The organism is Micromonospora echinaurantiaca (assembly GCF_900090235.1).
GTDB classification, from domain to species: Bacteria; Actinomycetota; Actinomycetes; order Mycobacteriales; family Micromonosporaceae; genus Micromonospora; species Micromonospora echinaurantiaca.
Genome location: NZ_LT607750.1, coordinates 4,736,912 through 4,754,243, shown reverse-complemented (window position 1 = coordinate 4,754,243; position 17,332 = coordinate 4,736,912). Strand labels below are relative to the sequence as shown.

General features: G+C 75.7%; 16 protein-coding genes and 1 riboswitch. Of the genes, 10 read left to right on the top strand and 6 right to left on the bottom strand.

What is annotated here, in order from left to right; translation table 11 throughout:
- The first annotated feature begins 25 nt into the window (after positions 1-25).
- On the top strand, positions 26-2,308 hold the full coding sequence (locus GA0070609_RS21290; RefSeq protein WP_231928368.1) for a DNA translocase FtsK: 2,283 nt from the start codon (positions 26-28) through the stop codon (positions 2,306-2,308).
- Positions 2,301-2,690 carry a VOC family protein gene (locus GA0070609_RS21285; protein ID WP_088997884.1) on the top strand — a complete coding sequence of 130 codons (390 nt, stop codon included), beginning with the start codon at positions 2,301-2,303 and terminating at the stop codon, positions 2,688-2,690. The genes GA0070609_RS21290 and GA0070609_RS21285 overlap by 8 nt, the downstream gene beginning before the upstream one ends.
- Before the next feature lie 148 nt (positions 2,691-2,838).
- Here GA0070609_RS21285 and GA0070609_RS21280 read toward each other — a convergent pair whose 3' ends face one another.
- Positions 2,839-3,081: a hypothetical protein gene (locus GA0070609_RS21280; protein ID WP_088995409.1), complete on the bottom strand. Its 243-nt coding sequence runs from the start codon at positions 3,079-3,081 to the stop codon at positions 2,839-2,841.
- 91 nt (positions 3,082-3,172) lie between these two features.
- Positions 3,173-3,487 carry a DMT family transporter gene (locus tag GA0070609_RS21275; protein ID WP_088995408.1) on the bottom strand — a complete coding sequence of 105 codons (315 nt, stop codon included), beginning with the start codon at positions 3,485-3,487 and terminating at the stop codon, positions 3,173-3,175.
- Between the two features lie 64 nt (positions 3,488-3,551).
- Positions 3,552-3,620: riboswitch (guanidine-III (ykkC-III) riboswitch) on the bottom strand.
- 98 nt (positions 3,621-3,718) lie between these two features.
- Between GA0070609_RS21275 and GA0070609_RS21270 the strand changes: the two genes are divergently transcribed.
- The 7 genes from GA0070609_RS21270 (at position 3,719) to pspM (ending at position 10,317) form a co-directional block, all read left to right on the top strand.
- Entirely contained in the window at positions 3,719-4,645 is a 927-nt protein-coding gene (locus GA0070609_RS21270) for an ornithine cyclodeaminase family protein (RefSeq protein ID WP_088995407.1), read from the top strand.
- Between the two features lie 127 nt (positions 4,646-4,772).
- The gene (rimO, locus tag GA0070609_RS21265; protein ID WP_231928367.1) at positions 4,773-6,338 is read left to right on the top strand and encodes a 30S ribosomal protein S12 methylthiotransferase RimO; all 1,566 of its coding nucleotides are present in this window, start codon (positions 4,773-4,775) and stop codon (positions 6,336-6,338) included.
- Positions 6,339-6,415: 77 nt separating this feature from the next.
- Complete coding sequence (gene pgsA, locus GA0070609_RS21260) at positions 6,416-7,006, top strand: CDP-diacylglycerol--glycerol-3-phosphate 3-phosphatidyltransferase (RefSeq protein ID WP_088995406.1); 591 nt, start codon at positions 6,416-6,418, stop codon at positions 7,004-7,006.
- Between the two features lie 160 nt (positions 7,007-7,166).
- Positions 7,167-7,700, top strand: coding sequence for a CinA family protein (locus tag GA0070609_RS21255; RefSeq protein ID WP_088995405.1), 534 nt, complete (start codon positions 7,167-7,169; stop codon positions 7,698-7,700).
- 281 nt (positions 7,701-7,981) lie between these two features.
- Positions 7,982-8,431, top strand: a complete 450-nt coding sequence (locus GA0070609_RS21250; RefSeq protein ID WP_088995404.1) for a helix-turn-helix domain-containing protein — start codon at positions 7,982-7,984, stop codon at positions 8,429-8,431.
- 199 nt (positions 8,432-8,630) lie between these two features.
- A complete protein-coding gene (locus GA0070609_RS21245; RefSeq protein ID WP_088995403.1) occupies positions 8,631-9,512 on the top strand; it encodes a PspA/IM30 family protein in 882 nt (293 codons plus the stop codon).
- A 25-nt stretch (positions 9,513-9,537) separates the two neighbouring features.
- Positions 9,538-10,317 (top strand): phage shock envelope stress response protein PspM, encoded by a 780-nt coding sequence (pspM, locus tag GA0070609_RS21240; protein WP_088995402.1) that lies wholly within the window; start codon positions 9,538-9,540, stop codon positions 10,315-10,317.
- 9 nt (positions 10,318-10,326) lie between these two features.
- Here pspM and GA0070609_RS21235 read toward each other — a convergent pair whose 3' ends face one another.
- The 4 genes from GA0070609_RS21235 to GA0070609_RS21220 form a co-directional block, all read right to left on the bottom strand.
- Positions 10,327-13,953: a hypothetical protein gene (locus tag GA0070609_RS21235; protein WP_088995401.1), complete on the bottom strand. Its 3,627-nt coding sequence runs from the start codon at positions 13,951-13,953 to the stop codon at positions 10,327-10,329.
- A gap of 271 nt (positions 13,954-14,224) precedes the next feature.
- Positions 14,225-15,034, bottom strand: coding sequence for a DNA-formamidopyrimidine glycosylase family protein (locus GA0070609_RS21230; protein ID WP_088995400.1), 810 nt, complete (start codon positions 15,032-15,034; stop codon positions 14,225-14,227).
- A gap of 97 nt (positions 15,035-15,131) precedes the next feature.
- A complete protein-coding gene (locus GA0070609_RS21225; RefSeq protein WP_088995399.1) occupies positions 15,132-15,926 on the bottom strand; it encodes an SAM hydrolase/SAM-dependent halogenase family protein in 795 nt (264 codons plus the stop codon).
- Between the two features lie 9 nt (positions 15,927-15,935).
- On the bottom strand, positions 15,936-16,523 hold the full coding sequence (locus GA0070609_RS21220; protein ID WP_088995398.1) for a GNAT family N-acetyltransferase: 588 nt from the start codon (positions 16,521-16,523) through the stop codon (positions 15,936-15,938).
- Between the two features lie 202 nt (positions 16,524-16,725).
- Between GA0070609_RS21220 and GA0070609_RS21215 the strand changes: the two genes are divergently transcribed.
- Complete coding sequence (locus tag GA0070609_RS21215) at positions 16,726-17,310, top strand: hypothetical protein (RefSeq protein ID WP_157748264.1); 585 nt, start codon at positions 16,726-16,728, stop codon at positions 17,308-17,310.
- The last annotated feature ends 22 nt before the right edge of the window (positions 17,311-17,332 follow it).

The window sequence follows — 17,332 nt, the reverse complement described above, 5'->3', positions numbered from 1 at the left end:
CGGTCGGGCGATCGGTGCACTGTGGATGGGGCTGGCGCACGGCGTCGGCTGGGCGGTCCGGGCCGCCGGCCGGCAGGCCGCCTCGGCTCGGGAGCTGGATCCGGAGCACCGCCGCGACGGCGCCGGCCTGCTGGTCTTCGGGCTCGCCCTGCTCAGCGCCGTGGGCATCTGGTTCTCCGCGGCCGGCCCCGTCGGGGAGCGGGTGGCCGACACCGTCCGGCTCTTCCTCGGCGCGATCGCCATCGTGGTGCCGGTGCTGCTGATGATCGGCGCCTGGCGGCTGATGCGCGAGCCGGCCGACCCGGAGCACCGCGGTCGCGGGCTGGTCGGTTGGGGCTCGATGCTGGTGGCCACCGCCGCGCTGCTGCACATCGGGCAGGAGCCGGTCGACGCGACCCAGCGCGACTTCGCCGGCGGGCTGGTCGGCGCCGGGGTGGGCAGCCTGCTGGAGCGGGCGGTCACCGCCTGGGTGGCGGTGCCGCTGCTGATCCTGCTGCTGGTCTTCGGGCTGCTGGTGGTCACCGCCACGCCGATCAACAAGATCCCGGAACGGCTGGGCCTGCTGGCCGGCGCGGTGACCGGCGCGCCCGCGGCCGAGGACGCGGCGGACGAGGCCCGCGCCACGCCCGCCCGCAAGCGCCCGGCGAAGCGGATGCCACCCCCGGTGGACCCGGACGACTTCGAGGAACTCGACGAGGGCGTCGACCTGCAGGACACCATCGTGCTGCCGCGCAAGGCGCCGGCCAAGGTGCCGGCGACCCGCAAGCCGGTCGAGCCGCCGGAGCACTCGCCCGCGCCCACCCGGGCCGAGCAGTTGGCGCTGACCGGGCTGGCCGGCGACTACACCCTGCCGCCGGCGAACATGCTCAGCAGCGGCGCGGCGCCGAAGAAGCGGAGCAAGGCCAACGACGAGGTGATCGCCGCGCTCACCGGCGTCTTCGAGCAGTTCGACGTGGACGCCGCGGTCACCGGCTTCACCCGCGGCCCGACGGTCACCCGCTACGAGGTCGAACTCGGGCACGGCGTCAAGGTCGAGCGGATCACCCAGCTCTCCCGCAACATCGCGTACGCGGTGAAGTCGCCGGACGTGCGGATCCTGAGTCCGATCCCGGGCAAGAGCGCGGTCGGTGTGGAGATCCCGAACACCGACCCGGAGAACGTCGCGCTCGGCGACGTGCTGCGCTCCCGCACCGCCACCAGCGATCACCACCCGATGGTGGTCGCGCTCGGCAAGGACATCGAGGGCGGCTACGTGGTGGCCAACCTGGCGAAGATGCCGCACATCCTGATCGCCGGCGCCACCGGCGCGGGCAAGTCGTCCTGCCTGAACTCGCTGCTGGTGTCTATTCTCACCCGGGCCACCCCGGACGAGGTGCGGCTGCTGCTGATCGACCCGAAGCGGGTCGAGATGACCGGCTACGAGGGCATCCCGCACCTGGTCACCCCGATCGTGACCAACGCCAAGAAGGCGGCCGACTCGCTGGAGTGGGTCGTCCGCGAGATGGACATGCGCTACGACGACCTCGCCGCCAACGGGGTCCGGCACATCGACGACTTCAACCGCAAGGTGCGCAACGGCGAGATCAAGGCCCCGCCCGGCAGCGAGCGGGAACTGCGGCCGTACCCGTACCTGCTGGTGATCGTGGACGAGCTGGCGGACCTGATGATGGTCGCGCCGCGCGACGTGGAGGACTCCATCGTCCGGATCACCCAGCTGGCCCGGGCCGCCGGCATCCACCTGGTGCTGGCCACCCAGCGCCCCTCGGTGGACGTGGTCACCGGCCTGATCAAGGCGAACGTGCCGTCCCGGCTCGCCTTCGCCACCTCCTCGCTGGCCGACAGCCGGGTCATCCTCGACCAGCCGGGGGCGGAGAAGCTGCTCGGCCGGGGTGACGGGCTGTTCCTGCCGATGGGCGCCTCGAAGCCGATCCGGATCCAGGGCGCCTGGGTCACCGAGCGCGAGATCGCCGACGTGGTGAAGTTCTGCAAGGACCAGCGCGAGCCGGAGTTCCGCCCGGACGTGCTGACCGTGGCGCAGGAGGGCAAGAAGAAGATCGACGAGGACATCGGCGACGACCTCGACCTGCTGGTGCAGGCGGTCGAGCTGGTGGTCACCTCGCAGTTCGGCTCGACCTCGATGCTCCAGCGCAAGCTGCGGGTCGGTTTCGCCAAGGCCGGCCGGCTGATGGACCTGATGGAGACCCGGGGCGTGGTCGGGCCGTCCGAGGGCTCCAAGGCGCGCGACGTGCTGGTCAAGCCGGACGAGTTGGAGGAGGTCCTGGTCGGCCTGCGCGGTGGCGATGAGTAAGCCGTTGGCGGAGGAGCTGTTTCCGATCCTCACCGCCGCGGACCTGCCGGCCGCGCTCGGCTTCTACCGGGACCTGCTCGGCGGCGCGGTCACCTACCGCTTCCCGGAGACGGGCGAGCCGGAGTACGTCGCGCTGAGCTTCGGCGCCGGCCAACTGGGCATCGGGCGCCAGGCGGAGCCGGGGCCGCCGCCCGACGACCGGATCGCGCTCTGGGTGTACGTCCGCGACTGCGACGCCGCGGTGGCCCGGCTGCGCGCGGCCGGGGTGACGGTGCTGGCGGACCCGGCGACGCAGCCCTGGGGCGAACGGATGGCGGTCGTCCGTGACCCCGACGGGCACCGGGTGATCGTCGCCGACCGCGGCTGGGCCGGCGAGCGCTGACCTGAGCCGGCCGGTCCACGCCGGCCAGCCGACCCGGCGGACACGCACGGGCCCGGCGGACACGCCCGCCGGACGTGCGCGGGTTCGCCGGACACGCACGGGCCCGCTGGCGTGCGGCGGGCCCGTCGCGTCGGGGGAGCGGTACCGATCAGTTGACGAGGGCGTTCACCAGCACCAGGCCGATCACCGCGCCGACCACGCTGGCCACGGCGGCGTACCAGCCGAGCGGCTTGTCGCCCAGTACCGCGCCGACGACGCCGAGGATGACGCCGAGCACGCCGAAGATGATCGGGTTGAGCAGGAGCGCGAGGACCGCGAAGACGAAGCCCAGGATGGTGCAGATGCGGGCGGCGTTGCTGCGCGGACGGGCGGTGCTGGGCATGTCGGCCATGTCTGCCTCCGTCGGAGAGCCTGCGATGTCAGCCGATCTCTACCCACAACGTAGACCCGGCACGCCTCGCGAAACGTCGACACGCCGGGGATCAGTGGAAGATCTTCAGCCCGACCACGCCGGCGACGACCAGTGCCAGACAGGCGATCCGGGGCAGGCTGGCCGGCTCGTTCAGGGCCAGCATGCCGACCAGGGCGGTGCCGGACGCGCCGATGCCGACCCAGATCGCGTAGCCGGTGCCGACCGGGATCTCGCGCAGCGCGTACGCGAGCCCGAGCATGCTGAGCACCAGGGTCACCACGAAGACCAGCGAAGGGACGGGGCGGGTGAAGCCGGCGCTGCGGTCCAGGGCCACCGCCCACGCCGTCTCCAGCAGTCCGGAGACCACCAGCACGATCCAGGCCATCGGAGTCCACCTCTGCGGGTCTGCCCGGACCGCCGGGGCCGGGACGAGTCGAGTCTGCAGGTCACGCGGGGCGTCTTGGCCTGACCGGGTACGCCCACCACTCGTCCGGAGCGGCCCGACACCGGGCCACCAGGGCCGACGGTAGCACCGGCCGCCGGCCCGCCCGGGCGAGGGTGAGCCGGGCCACCGTCCGTTGACCTGAACCTCACTTCAGCTTGCAGGATGGGGTTCATGACGCTGCTCTTCTCCGACCGCGAGGTCACCGCCGCGCTGGACGCCGGCACCACGGTGGACGCCATGCGGGACGCCCTCCGGGCCGCGTACGCGGGTCGGCTGGTGGCCCCGCCCCGGGCGGCCGCGTCGCTGGGCGGCGGGCGGATGGTGCTGACCGCGGGGCACCTGACCGGCGAGTGGTACGGCTTCCGCTCGTACGACACCTTCGGCCACCCGGAGGCGGAGCAGGTGGTGGTGCTGCACGACGGGCGTACCGGGGCGGTGCGGGCGGTGGCCGTCGGCGAGGAGCTGGGCTCGCGGCGTACCGGAGGACTGGGCGGGGTCGCGGTGGACGCGCTGGCCCGGCCGGACGCGGCCACCCTCGGGGTGATCGGTTCCGGACGGCAGGCCTGGACGCAGGTCTGGGCCGCCGCCGCGGTGCGCCCGCTGCGCGAGGTGACCGTGTACAGCCGCTCCGCGGCCCGGCGGGAGGCGTTCGCCGCCCGGGTCCGCGCCGAGCTGGACGTCCCCGCCCGGGCGGTGGAGTCGGCCCGCGCCGCCGTGCGCGACCGGGACCTGGTGGTGCTCGCCACCACCAGCCCGACCCCGGTGCTGGACGCCGCCAACCTGCGCCCCGGCACCCACGTCAACGCGGTCGGCTTCAAGCAACGCGACCGGGCCGAGTTCGGCACCGACCTGCTGGACGTCGCCGACCTGCTGGTCACCGACTCGCCGGCGCAGGCGTCCGCGTACGCCCCGCCGATGTTGGCGGCCGACCCGCCGTACGCCCACCGGCTGCTCGACCTGGGCGCGGTGCTGGCCGGCGCCGCCACCGGCCGGACCCGGGCGGACCAGATCTCGGTCTTCTGCTCCGTCGGTCTGGCCGGCACCGAGGTGTTCCTGCTCGACCGGCTGGTCGCGGTGGGCGCGGCGGCCGCGGCCTGACCTCGGTCCGGTCCGCGCCGGCGGCGCACCCGGGCCGCGCCAGGTGAGGCGGCCGGGCGGATGTGAGCCGGCCTACTGCCGGCGGCCCGCCGCGGGCGGGGACCGGCGTCCCGCCCGGTACCCTCGGATGGTGTCTGCCACCTCCCCGTCCGACAACTCCAGCTCGGCGCGGCTGGCGCCGCGCCGCGACCTGGAGCTGTCGTCCGAGCTGTCGCCCGTCGGCGACGGCCGCCGCGTCGCCCTGCTGACCCTGGGCTGTGCCCGCAACGAGGTCGACTCGGAGGAGTTGGCCGCCCGGCTGCACGCCGACGGCTGGCAGGTGACCACCGACGGCGAGGGCGCCGACGTGGTGGTGGTGAACACCTGTGGCTTCGTGGAGAAGGCCAAGCAGGACTCCATCCAGACCCTGCTCGCCGCGGCCGACACCGGTGCCAAGGTGGTGGCCGCCGGCTGCATGGCCGAGCGGTACGGCCGCGAGCTGGCCGAGAGCCTGCCCGAGGCGCAGGCGGTGCTCAGCTTCGACGACTACCCGGACATCGCCGCCCGGCTGGACGCCGTCGTCGCCGGTGAGGCGCTGGACGCGCACACCCCGCGGGACCGGCGCGAGCTGCTCCCGCTCACCCCGGTCAAGCGGCGGGCCGCGGCGGTGTCGCTGCCCGGGCACGGCAGCCCGGCCCGGGCCGCCGTCGAGACCGACGCGCACACCCCGGCCCACCTGCGCCAGGTGCTGCGCCGGCGGCTGGACACCGGCCCGGTCGCCTCGCTCAAGCTGGCCAGCGGCTGCGACCGCCGGTGCGCGTTCTGCGCCATCCCGGCGTTCCGCGGCGCGTTCGTCTCGCGTACGCCGGACGAGCTGCTCGCCGAGGCGGAGTGGCTGGCCAAGACCGGCGTCCGCGAGCTGGTGCTGGTGAGCGAGAACTCCACCTCGTACGGCAAGGACCTGGGCGACCCGCGGGCGCTGGAGAAGCTGCTGCCGCAGCTGGCTGCGATCGACGGCATCGTCCGGGTACGGGCCAGCTACCTCCAGCCGGCCGAGACCCGGCCCGGGCTGGTCGAGGCGATCGCCACCACGCCCGGGGTGGCCCCCTACTTCGACCTGTCGTTCCAACACTCCAGCGAGCCGGTGCTGCGCCGGATGCGCCGGTTCGGCTCCACCGACCGGTTCCTCGACCTGCTCGCCACCGCCCGGGAGCTGGCGCCCGCAGCGGGCGCCCGGAGCAACTTCATCGTCGGCTTCCCCGGCGAGACCCGGGCCGACGTCGAGGAGCTGGTCCGGTTCCTGACCGCGGCGCGGCTCGACGCGATCGGCGTGTTCGACTACAGCGACGAGGACGGCACCGAGGCCGCCGGGCTCTCCGGCAAGGTCTCCGCCGCCACCGTCAAGCGCCGCTACGACAAGCTCAGCGCGCTCGCCGACGAGCTCTGCTCGCAGCGGGCCGAGGAGCGGCTCGGTTCGACCGTCGAGGTGCTGGTCGACTCGGTCTCCGACGGCGTGGTCGAGGGGCGCGCCGCGCACCAGGCCCCCGAGGTGGACGGCTCCACCACCCTGGTCGCCCCGGACGGCGGCGGGGTGGACCTGGCCGCGCTGCGCCCCGGTGACCTGGTCCGGGCCACGGTCACCGGCACCGAAGGGGTGGATCTGCTCGCCGTACCGGATGAGATGATCTCGGCGGCGCCCGGCGCGGCACGGTGACGGCGGGCCCGGACGGAGCGGGGAGGCCACGTGGTGGGGTACCGGGAACGCCACGGCGGTCCGTGCGGAGTGCGGCGGTGACCGGGGCCACCGGGTCGACGCCGGCCCCGGTGGTCGGCCGGGTGCCGGTGCTGAACGCGGCCAACGCGCTCACCGCGCTGCGGCTGGTGCTGGTGCCGGTCTTCGGGGCCAGCGTGGTGATCTCCGCGATGAGCAACGCCGGCTGGCGGATGGCCGCCTGCCTGATCTTCGCCGTCGCCTCGGTGACCGACCTGGTCGACGGGTGGATCGCCCGCCGGTTCGGGCTGGTCACCTCGGTGGGCAAGGTCGCCGACCCGATCGCCGACAAGGCGCTCACCGGCGCCGCGCTGCTGCTGCTCTCCTGGTACGACCGGTTGCCCTGGTGGGTGACCGCGGTGATCCTGGCCCGCGAGCTGGGCATCACCGCCCTGCGGTTCTGGGTGATCCGGCGCGGCGTCATCGCGGCCAGCCGGGGCGGCAAGATCAAGACCGCGCTGCAGATCCTGGCCATCGCCTGGTACCTCTGGCCGATGCCGGCCGCGCTGGCCGCCGTCGGTCCCTGGATCATGGCCGCCGCCGTGGCGGTGACCGTCATCACCGGCTTCGACTACATCGCCCAGGCCCTCCGCCTCCGCCGCACCCCCTGACCCCGGGGCCGCCCCCGCCCGTCGACCTCCGGGCCCACCCCGTCGATCATGAAGTTGTTGACGCGACACGCCGGTGCCGGCGTCAACAACTTCATGATCAACCGGCCGGCGGGCGGGTGGGGTGTGGTTGGTCGGGGGTGGTGGGGGAAGGATTGAGGACATGCGGAGTAGCGACGCGAACGGGGAGCGGCCGGTTGGTAGCCCGGCGGCGGCGGTGGTGCACCGCCTGACCGAGCGGGCGGAGACGCTGGCCACTGTCGAGTCGCTCACCGGCGGCCTGCTGGCCGCCTCGATCGTGGAGATCGCCGGGGTGAGCGGCGTCTTCCGCGGCGGGCTGGTGGTCTACGCCACCGAGCTGAAGTCCGAGCTGGCGGGAGTGCCGGCGGATCTGCTCGCCGAGCGCGGGCCGGTCGACCCGGACGTGGCCGTCGCGCTCGCCGAGGGCGGCCGGCGGCGCTGCGGCGCCGACTGGGGCCTTGCCACCACCGGGGTGGCCGGCCCCGAGCCGCAGGACGGCAAGCCCGTCGGGCTGGTCTACGTGGCCGTGGCGGGGCCGGGCGGCAGCACCGTGCGCCAGTTGAACCTGGACGGCGGGCGGGACCACGTGCGGTCGGCGGCGGTGATCGAGGCCTTGCGGCTGCTGGCCGAGCGGATCCACGAGGCCGACACGGATCGGACCGCCGCCGGCGTGTGAGCCACCCCGTCCCGCCGGCATCGCGGTGTCCCGGTGCCGCCGTCGCCCCCGTGCCGGCGAGGTGGTGCTGATCATGCCCGTTCCCGGGTCACCGGGCGGCGGCGGCCGGCGGAGCGGGTCTGCGGTCGGCAGACAACCCGCGATCCCCGGGCGGGGTGGGATGTCGCCGGGCGCGGCAACGGGTACGGTTGCGGGAAGGCTCCGGCGGTCGGGGCCGGCGCGGTCGCCGCGCCGGGCCGGGCGGCCGGGGGCGACAGAGGTGTCCCTCAGGGGGAGGTGCGATGGTCCTGCTACGCCGGGTGATCGGTGACGCACTGCGGGCGCGCCGGCAGGGGCAGCACCGCACCTTGCGGGAGGTCTCCTCCGCGGCCAACGTCAGCCTCGGCTATCTCTCCGAGATCGAGCGCGGCCAGAAGGAGCCCTCCAGCGAGCTGCTGGCCGCCATCTGCGACGCGCTCGGCGCGCGCCTGTCCGAGCTGCTGCGCGAGGTCAGCGACACCGTCGCGCTCGCCGAGCAGATGCCGGGCGTGCTGGTGCCGGTGCAGGACGAGCCGGCCGAGCCGGCCGCGGTGGCGCGACCCGCCGTCCGCAAGGCCACCGGCCGCGCCGTGCACCAGGTCAGCTCCGACGGCAAGGTCGCCGTCTCGGTCCACCAGGATTCCCCGCTCAAGGCCACCCTGCGCAGCACCCGGGTCCGCCAGGCCGACCGCGACGTGGTCTGCGCCGCCTGATCCCCGCCCGCCGCGCTCCGTGGCCGTCGGTGGCCCGCGCCGCGTAGGGTTGATCGCGGACGGTGCCGGTGTTGCCCACCGGCCGGTACGGATGCCCCGCTGGCGTCCGGCTGGGACGATGGAGCCAGTGCCGCACCGCAACCGTCGGGCCGTGCGGCACGGTGCGGCGCAGCGACGCGACTGAGGGGATACCGCGGAGATGGCGAACCCGTTCGTCAAGGGTTGGAAGTACCTGATGGCGCTCTTCGGCGCCAAGATCGACGAGCACGCCGATCCCAAGGTGCAGATCCAGCAGGCCATCGAGGAGGCGCAGCGCCAGCACCAGGCGCTGGTCCAGCAGGCCGCCGCGGTGATCGGCAACCAGCGCCAGCTGGAGATGAAGCTCTCCCGCCAGATGTCCGAGGTCGAGCGGTTGCAGGGCAACGCCCGGCAGGCCCTGGTCCTCGCCGACCAGGCCCGCGCCCGGGGCGACGAGGCCGAGGCCGGGCGCTACGAGCAGTCCGCGCAGACCCTCGCCTCCCAGCTGGTCTCCGCCGAGCAGGCCACCGAGGACCTCAAGACCCTGCACGACCAGGCGCTCGGGGCCGCCGCGCAGGCGCGCAAGGCGGTGGAGAACAACTCGATGATCCTCCAGCAGAAGCTCGCCGAGCGCACCAAGCTGCTCAGCCAGCTGGAGCAGGCCAAGATGCAGGAGAGCGTCGCCCAGTCGCTGGAGTCGATGTCGGCGCTGACCGCCTCCGGCACCACCCCCACCCTCGACGAGGTGCGCGACCGGATCGAGCGGCGCTACGCCAACGCGATGGGCCGGGCCGAACTGGCCGGCAACTCCGTCGAGGGTCGGATGCTGGAGATCCAGAAGGCGACCCTGGACTCGGCCGGCTCGGCCCGGCTGGAGCAGATCCGGGCCAGCATGGCCGGCGAGCAGCTCGGCGCCCAGCGGCAACAGCCCGCCGCGCCCCGCGCCGAGCAGGCCGCGCCGGCCGAGCCGGCCGCCGACCCGGCGGCCGCCGCCCGGCTCGACGAGATCCGGGCCAGCATGAGCCGGGAACGAGGCACGGGGGACACCACCGCCGCCGGCTGAGCGGCCGGGGGTCGAGGAGGCACAGGTGGCAGACGAGCGAACCCGGTACTTCCGGCGGCTGAGCCGGCTGCGGCGGTCCGCCCGCCGGTGGAGCGTGCTGGCCGGCGGGCTCGGTGGCGCCGCCGCCGTGCTCACCCCGTACGCCGGCCTGGGGCTGCCGGACGCGGCCTGGGCCGCCGGCGCCGGCAGCGCCGTGGCGCTGGCCGCCTGGCGCTGGATCGACCTGCGCGCGCTGGCCGCCCGGCCGGCGCCGCCGCCGCTCGACCCGGCCGAGGCCGCCGCCCGGTCCCGGGCCCGGCTGGTCGCCGCGGTGGAACGGCTCCCCGTCGGCCCGGGCGTGCTCGCCGAGGTACGCCGGGTCCGCTCCCGGGTGGCGCTGCGCGGCACCAGCGCCGCCGAGCCGTGGGCCCGGCTGGACCGGGCGGCGCTGACCCTGGCCGGAATGGCGCCCCGGCTCACCGGCCTCGCCGAGCCCGCGGTGGTGGAGGCGGCCACGGCCGACCGGTCCCTGCGTGACCTCGCCAACCGGGTGGCCAGTGTGGAGCGCGCGCTGCGGCTCGCCCCGGCCGACGCCCGCCCGCCGCTGGCCGAGGCGCACCAGGCGCTCACCGCGCAACTCGACAGCGGCGTCGCCGCGTACGAGCGGTTGGTGGTGGCCGCCGCCGGCTACGTGGCCGAGGACGCCCGCCCGGATGCCGAGCACCCGGCCGCCGCCCAGCTGACCGAGGCGACCGACCTGCTGCACGGCGTCGCCGCGGCGCTGGCCGAGCTGCGCGCCGTCAACACCCCGCTGCGCGCCCCCTGAGCCGGCCGGTCACTCCGGCGTGGCGACCGCCACCGGCGTGGTGAACGGCGAGCTGCCGACGACGTTGAACGAGCGGATCCGGTAGTGGTAGATGACCCCGCGGGCCAGGCCCGTGTTGGTGAACCCCCGGCCGGTGACCGTGAAGGTGGCCACCTCGCGGCCGAATCCCGGGTCCAGGGCCCGCTGCACGATGAACCCGGCGCCCGGCCCGGTCGGGGTGCTGGCCGACCAGCCCAGGATCACCGTTGCGGTGTCCGGGCCGGGCGCGGTGGCGGTGGCGCTCACCGTGGTCGGCGTGGCGGGCACCGGCGGGGTGGTCACCGTGGCCACCGTCGACCAGGGTGAGGCCGCGCCCAGGTACGTCGTCCGCACCCGGTAGTAGTACGTGGTGTCCGGGGCGACGGCGGCGTCCAGGTGCTGGTCGCCGACGCCGATCGCGGTGGTGCCCGGCCCGCTGGTGAACGTCGGGTTGGTGGCCCGCTGCACGTCGATGCCGGTGGCGAAGGAGCGGTTCGCCCAGCGCAGCGCGACCCGCAGCGGCGCGGCCGGCGGGATCACCGCGGCCAGCCCGGCGGGCGCGGTCAGCCGCACCGCGGCCGGCACGCTGTTCGACCAGGCGGAGCAGCTGACCGCGTTCTCGGCGCGGATCCGGTAGTGGTAGGTCACCCCGGGCGTGACGGTGGCGTCGGTGTACCGGGTGGCGGTGGCCGCCACGGTGATCTCGGTCAGCCCTTCGGTGAAGGTGGCCTCGGTGGCCCGCTGGAGCAGGTGGCTGGTGGCCGGGGGGCGGCTGCCGTTGCCGGTCCAGGCCAGCGCGATGGCCGGCAGCGCGGTGGCCGAGCCGGGAGCGGGCGTGGCGGTCAGCCCGGTGGGCGCCTTCGGCGCGACCCGCAGCACCAGCGGCCGGCTCATGCCCTGGTCGCGGTGCCCGGCCAGCCGGCTGTGCCAGCGGTACTCCCAGCCCAGGTTGACCAGGTGGTTCAGGACCATCGCCGGCCGGCCGTCGGCCGGGCTCACCGGGGTCGAGCCGGTCCGGGCGCCGGCCGGCCGGGTCGGGTCGAGCAGCCGTACGCTGTCGCCGATCTTGAAAGGCAGGGCGGGGGCGACCGGCCGCAGGGCGACGATCACGTCCTCCCGCGGGTCGACCCGGACGACCTGCTTCCAGCCCAGCTCGGCTCCCTCCGCCGGCCGGACCGTGCCGTCCCAGCCGACCCGGTTGACGATCTGCACGTCGCAGCCGTCGAACTGCACCGGCTGGGTCTGCCGGGCGTGCCCGCTGATCCGCCAGAGCTGGGTGCCGTCGGCGGGGGCGCCGATCCCGACCGCCGGGTCGGTGGCGAAGAGGATCTCGGTGGCCGGGTCGGTCGGGTCGAGCGGCAGGGTGGCGGGGGAGAGCGGCCCGGCGTGCGGGTGCTCGACGCCGAGCCGCCCGGTCAGCCGGCCGTACCCGGGCTCGAAGACCTGCTGCACCACCTTGCCGAGCAGCGGCAGGGTCACCGGGGCGGCGGCACCGACCGGGGTGAAGGTGACCGTGGTGGCGTGCGCCGGCACCAGGGTGGCCCGGCCGGTGCCGGCGTCCTGGCCGGGTTGCGGCACGATCCGCGGCCGCTGGCTGGCCGCGTACGCCCGGGGCAGCCGGTCACGCAGCCGGGCCAGGTCGTACCGGGGCGCCGGCGTGCCGGCCACCCGGAACTGGAGCAGGGTGCGGGTGTTCGGGCCGTACCCCGCCCGGGTGGGCGGCGCGCCGCCCTCGGCGGTGCGGTCCGGCGCGCCGGTGTGCTGGTCGTAACGGGGGTCGAAGCCGGGCAGCGGGGCCGGGCAGTCGTTGTACAGGATGAGCGTGCTACCCGGGGCGACGGTGGCGAAGTCGACCAGCACGTCGGCCCGCTCGCCGGGGGCGAGCAGCAGGGCGTGCCCGTCGACGTTGAGCACGGTGGGGTCGCGGCGGTCGTACCGGTAGCCCACCGGCCGGTTCGGGATCACCACCGGCGCCGGCAGCAGCCCGCACTCGTTGCCGATCTGGACCATCTCCGGGCCGGCGGCGGCCGGGTCGGGCACCCCGCCGTCGCGTCCGTCGGTCGGCCAGCCGGGCGGGCGGCCCGGCGCCCGGACCGCGTCCACCATCGGCACCTCGCCGGCGTCGGCGTCGGCCAGGCCGCCGTCGGCAGCCCACATCGGCCCGGTCGACCGGGCGCGGTAGAGGCCCAGGTTGAGGCTGCGGTCGGGGCAGGCGTTGAGGATCCGGAACCGGTAGGTGCGGGGTTCGACGGTCAGGTAGGGGTAGGCGGCGCCGTTGACCAGCATGGTGTCGCCGAACACCTCCGGCACCGCCGACGGGTGCGGCACGCCGGGCGTCCACGGCGGCTCCGCCGGGTCGGTCACCGGGTCGTGGTGCGGGTTCGGCACCGGCGTCGGGCCGGGGTGCGCCGGGCCGGCACCGTCGACCGCAGCGGCCGGCCCGCCCACCTCGGCGGTACGCGACCACGGGCCGTAGTCCCACCGGCCGGTCGGGTTCGTCCCGCTGGCCTGGTACGGGTTCTGTCGGGGCTGGTATACGTGCGGGTGCCAGAGGCTGCCCCGGGCGCCCCAGCGGTCCCGGTCCCAGGTCGGGTCCTCCCTGGCGAGCTGGGTGTCGTCCGGCACGAAGGTCTTGTCCTCGATCACCAGCGGCACCTGGTCGGCCGGCAGCACGCCGTCGGCGACCAGTTGCTCCTCGGCCGGGTCGGTGAGCAGGTAGAGCGCGACCTGACCGGAGTAGACGGTCAGCCGGGCCAGGCCGAGGGTGTTGTCGTGGAACCAGAGCAGCCGGCCGCTCTGCTCGTTGGGGTAGTAGCGGGTGGTGGCGCCGGCTCCGGGCGGCGGCATGTCCGGCACGTGGGTCAGCCCGGGCCCGCTCGGGTACGGGGTGATCTCGCCCGCCGGGGTGATCCACTGCCACGGGTTCCCGGCGCAGATCCAGGCCGTCTGCGCGCCGGACAGGTGCAGCACGGCCCGGTTCTGCGGGTACGGCGCCGGGCCGTCCAGCGGGCCGGTGCCGGCCCCGTACACGGTCGGGTCGACCGGGAGGAAGAGTTCCCCGGCCCGGCCGGTGGGGAGCTGGTTGATGAACTTGATCCGCACCGGCCGCCCCCGCCGGGCCAGCACCACCGGCCCCAGGTGCCAGGGGCGCTCCGGGGGCGCGACGGTGTTGTGCCCGTCGGCGTCGGTGCCCAGGTTGAGCTGCCGGTAGCCGCGCAGCCGGGTGGCCGGCAGGTCGCGGTGCAGGCGCTGGGCGTACTCCTGCAGGCCGATCTCGTAGTAGTCGCAGCCCGGGTAGCTGATGGTGTCCGGCGTGGCCAGCGGCAGGTGCGCGCCGAGGTCGTTGGCGCCCAGCGCGCCGAGGCCGGGCAGCGCGTCGACGAACTTCCGGAGGCCGGTGCCCGCCGTCACCCGGCCGTCGGCGTCGACCACCGGGCGGGGACTGCCGGCGAAGTTCGGCACCGGGCCGAAGCAGCGCGGCACGGCGGCCGGGTCGAGGCTGGCCGGCGCGGGGGCGACCGGGTCGGCGGTGCGGGCCGCCGGGACGGTGGGGGTCGGGCCGGCGGTGGCGCCGAGGCGGGCCGCCCAGGGGATCCGGAGTCGACGGAACATCACCATGGCTCTCCCCGGGGTCGGGGCGCGGCGGCCACCACCCCGGCGTGGCGGCCCGGTCGCGCTCGCGTTGACGATCGGTGAGCACTCAACCGCAGCATGCGACGCGGACGGGTGGGTTAGGAAGTACCCAATCGTCCGTATCTGCTGTCGGGCACCGGTCGTCGGCCGCACCCGAGGACGCCGGGCATCGACGCTGCTCGTCGCGGGTCGCCCGGGCCGTGGAAGTTCCACGGCTCAGACGCGGAACGGCCCAGTCGGTCAGGCCCGGCCGGCGTCACCCTCCGTCCTCGCCCGGGGTGCGTTCCGGCTGGCAGACCGGGCACCAGTAGGTGACCCGTTCGCCGAGTTCAGCCTTGCGGATGGCGGTGCCGCAGCGGCGGCAGGGTTGGGCCTGCCGGCCGTACACGTAGCTGGTCTGGCCGCGGTGCAGCGAGCCGGTGGTGCTCTGCGTCCAGCGGCCCCGGTTGGCGGCGAGCAGCCGTTGGGCCAGGGTGACCGTGCCGGCGAGGTCGGGTACCGCGCGCACCGGCGTCCACGGCGAGATCCCGCGCAGGAACAGCACCTCGCACTTGTAGAGGTTGCCGATGCCGGCCAGGTTGCGCTGGTCCAGCAGCGCCTCGCCGATCGTCGCGTCGGGGTGGGCGGCCAGCCGGCGGACCGCCTCGGCCGGGTCCCAGTCCGCGCCGAGCAGGTCGGGGCCGAGCTGCCCGACCAGCGACTCCTCCTCGGCGGTGGGCGCCAACGCCACCTCGTGCAGGTGGTAGCCGACCGCGACCGCCCCGGGGCTGCGCAGCACCACCCGGATCAGGTGGGCCGGGCGGGCGGTCCACCGCTCGCCGGGGGCGTACGCCCGCCAGGCGCCCTCCATCCGCAGGTGGGAGTGCAGCGTCCAGTGCGCCCCGTCGGGTGCGGCCAGTCGGAGCAGCAGGTGCTTGCCCCGGCTGGCCGACTCCCGCACGGTCCAGCCGGTGAGGTCGGTGGTGGCGAGCTGGGGCACGCGGAAGTCGCTGCCGGTCAGCCGGGCGCCGGCCAGCGCGCGGTGCAGCACGCGGGCGGTGTTCCAGACGGTGTCACCTTCGGGCACCCTGCCATCCTCCACCCGCCGCCGGGCCGCCGGCCCGCTGAGCGGCCGGTGTGCCGGTGTCGGGCTCCCGGCTGACGTCCGGTGCGGCGCGGAGCGGTCAGCCGGGCTCCGCAGTGGTGACCCGCAGCGGGTCGCCGGGCGCGACGCCGAGCAGCTCGGCCGCCCGGCCGCCGTTGACCGCCACCGCCACCAGGCCGGCCGAGTCGCCGTGCACCACCAGCCCGCCGGCCGGGGCGTCGCCGAAGGTCCGCCCACGCACCGCGTCCCGGCCGGCCACCCGTACCCGGCCGGGCAGGCCGGCGAGCAGCTCCGCCGGCGCGGCGAGCTGCACGTTGCCGAAATGGTCCACGGTCAGCACCTCGGCGGTGAACCCGCCGGCCTCGCGGTCGAGCACCGGCGCGGGCAGCCGGACCAGGGCGTCCGGGTCGACGGCCGGGCCGGCCTCGGCCAGCGGCGCGCCGAGCGCGAGCCGCGCCGCCACCGGCGCGAAGACGTCCCGGCCGTGGAAGGTGTCCGACACCCTTGGCGCCAGCCATCCGGCTGATGTCAGCTCGACGACGGCGGTGATCCCGCCGAGCGCCGCCGCGGCGTCGAGCAGCAGGCCGTTGTCCGGCCCGACCAGCAGTCCGCCCGGCGTGGCCACGCCGACTCCGCGGCGGGCCGTGCCGACCCCCGGGTCCACCACGGCCACGTGCACCCCGACCGGCAGGTGCGGCACGGTCTGCGCGAGCACCGTCGCGCCCCGGCGTACGTCGCCCGGCGGCACCAGGTGGGTCACGTCGATCACCCGGGCGGCCGGCGCCAGCCGGGCGATCACGCCGTGGCAGGCGGCCACGAAGCCGTCCGCGAGGCCGTAGTCGGTGGTCAGCGAGATCCACGGGATCGGTGCCATGCCGGCAGGTTAGTTCCTCCGCTCCGGCGCCGACGCTTCCCCGTCCGGGGTCGGCGCTGCCTTGTCCGTGGCCGGTGCTTCCCCGTCCGTGGCCGGTGCTTGCTCGGCCGGGGCCGGGCGCAGTTCCAGGATCAGCTCGTCGTGCAGCGGGATGCCGTCCTCCCCGACGGTCGGGATGCTCGGCTTGAGCCGGCGGGCCCGGTCCACGGCGCCCCGGTCCACGCCCACCAGCCGCAGCCCGCGCCGCTGGTAGAAGCGCAGCGCCCGCAGGTTGTCGTTCGTGGTGATCAACCAGAGTCGCGCCGCGCCGGCGGCCCGGGCTGCCTCCGCCGCCGCGGCCAGCAGCGTCGTGCCGACGCCGTCGCCCGGCGTCGCCGCGACCACGCTGACCACCTCCAGGCCGTCCGCGTCGGTGTGGTGGACGAGCGCCCCGACCACGGCGCCGGCGCCGTCCACCGCCACCAGGGTGGGCAACGTACGCAGGTCGAAGCGGGTGTCGTGGGCGATCACGTACGGCCCGCCCCACTCGCGCTCGTGCAACGCGTCGACCGCCGCCCGGTCCTCCGGCCCGGCCGGCCGTACCCGCACCCCGCCCATCCCGCCTCCCCGCCTGCGACGGTCTGCGACGGTCGCTCTCCCGCCCGCGACCGCCGCCTCTCCGCCCGCGACCGGCCGGATCGTATCCGCACCCGGCCGGGCGGGTCCGCCGGATTTTCAGGACGTGCTGGCAAATATGGGACAGCGGCACTGGCCGACCGGCCACTGCCGGGGTCGGCGGGTCGGTCCGCAGACTGCCGGGGTGACCAACCGGAAGCTGCCCGCCATCGCGGTGCTCGTGATCACGGCCGCGCTGACCGCCGCCTGCGGTGACGACGGCGACCAGCGGCCGGGTGCCGCCGGTGCCTCCGCCTCGACCGGCGTCGGACACACCGGGCCGGCCGTCCCGGCCGCGCCACCGACCACCCCGGGCGGCACCACCGCTGCCGATCCGCCGGGCCGCGCCGTGCCGGTGGGGCCGAGCGTCACCACGGAACGCCGTCCGGCCGGGCCGCCGCCGGTGGTGCTGCCCGCCCGGCCCGCCGGGGCGCCCGGTGCGCGGCAGGTCGTCGCCGCGTTCCGGGCGGCCGGGCTGAAGGCGGGCAACCCGCGGGACCGCTCGGCCGACTGCGGGCCGGACGGGCTCGGGCTGGGCTGCTCGGAGATCGTCGCCACCGACGGGGTCACCGTCTACGTCTTCCCGGACGAGACCAGCGCCGGCGACATCGCCGAGACATGGAGCGGTCAGTCGTTCCGGCGCGGCGCCGTGGTGCTCAACTACCTGGAAGCGAAGACTCCCGCCGCCGACCGCGCCCGGTACGAGCAGGTCCTGGCCACCCTGCGCTGACCGGCGACCGTGTGGCCGTGCC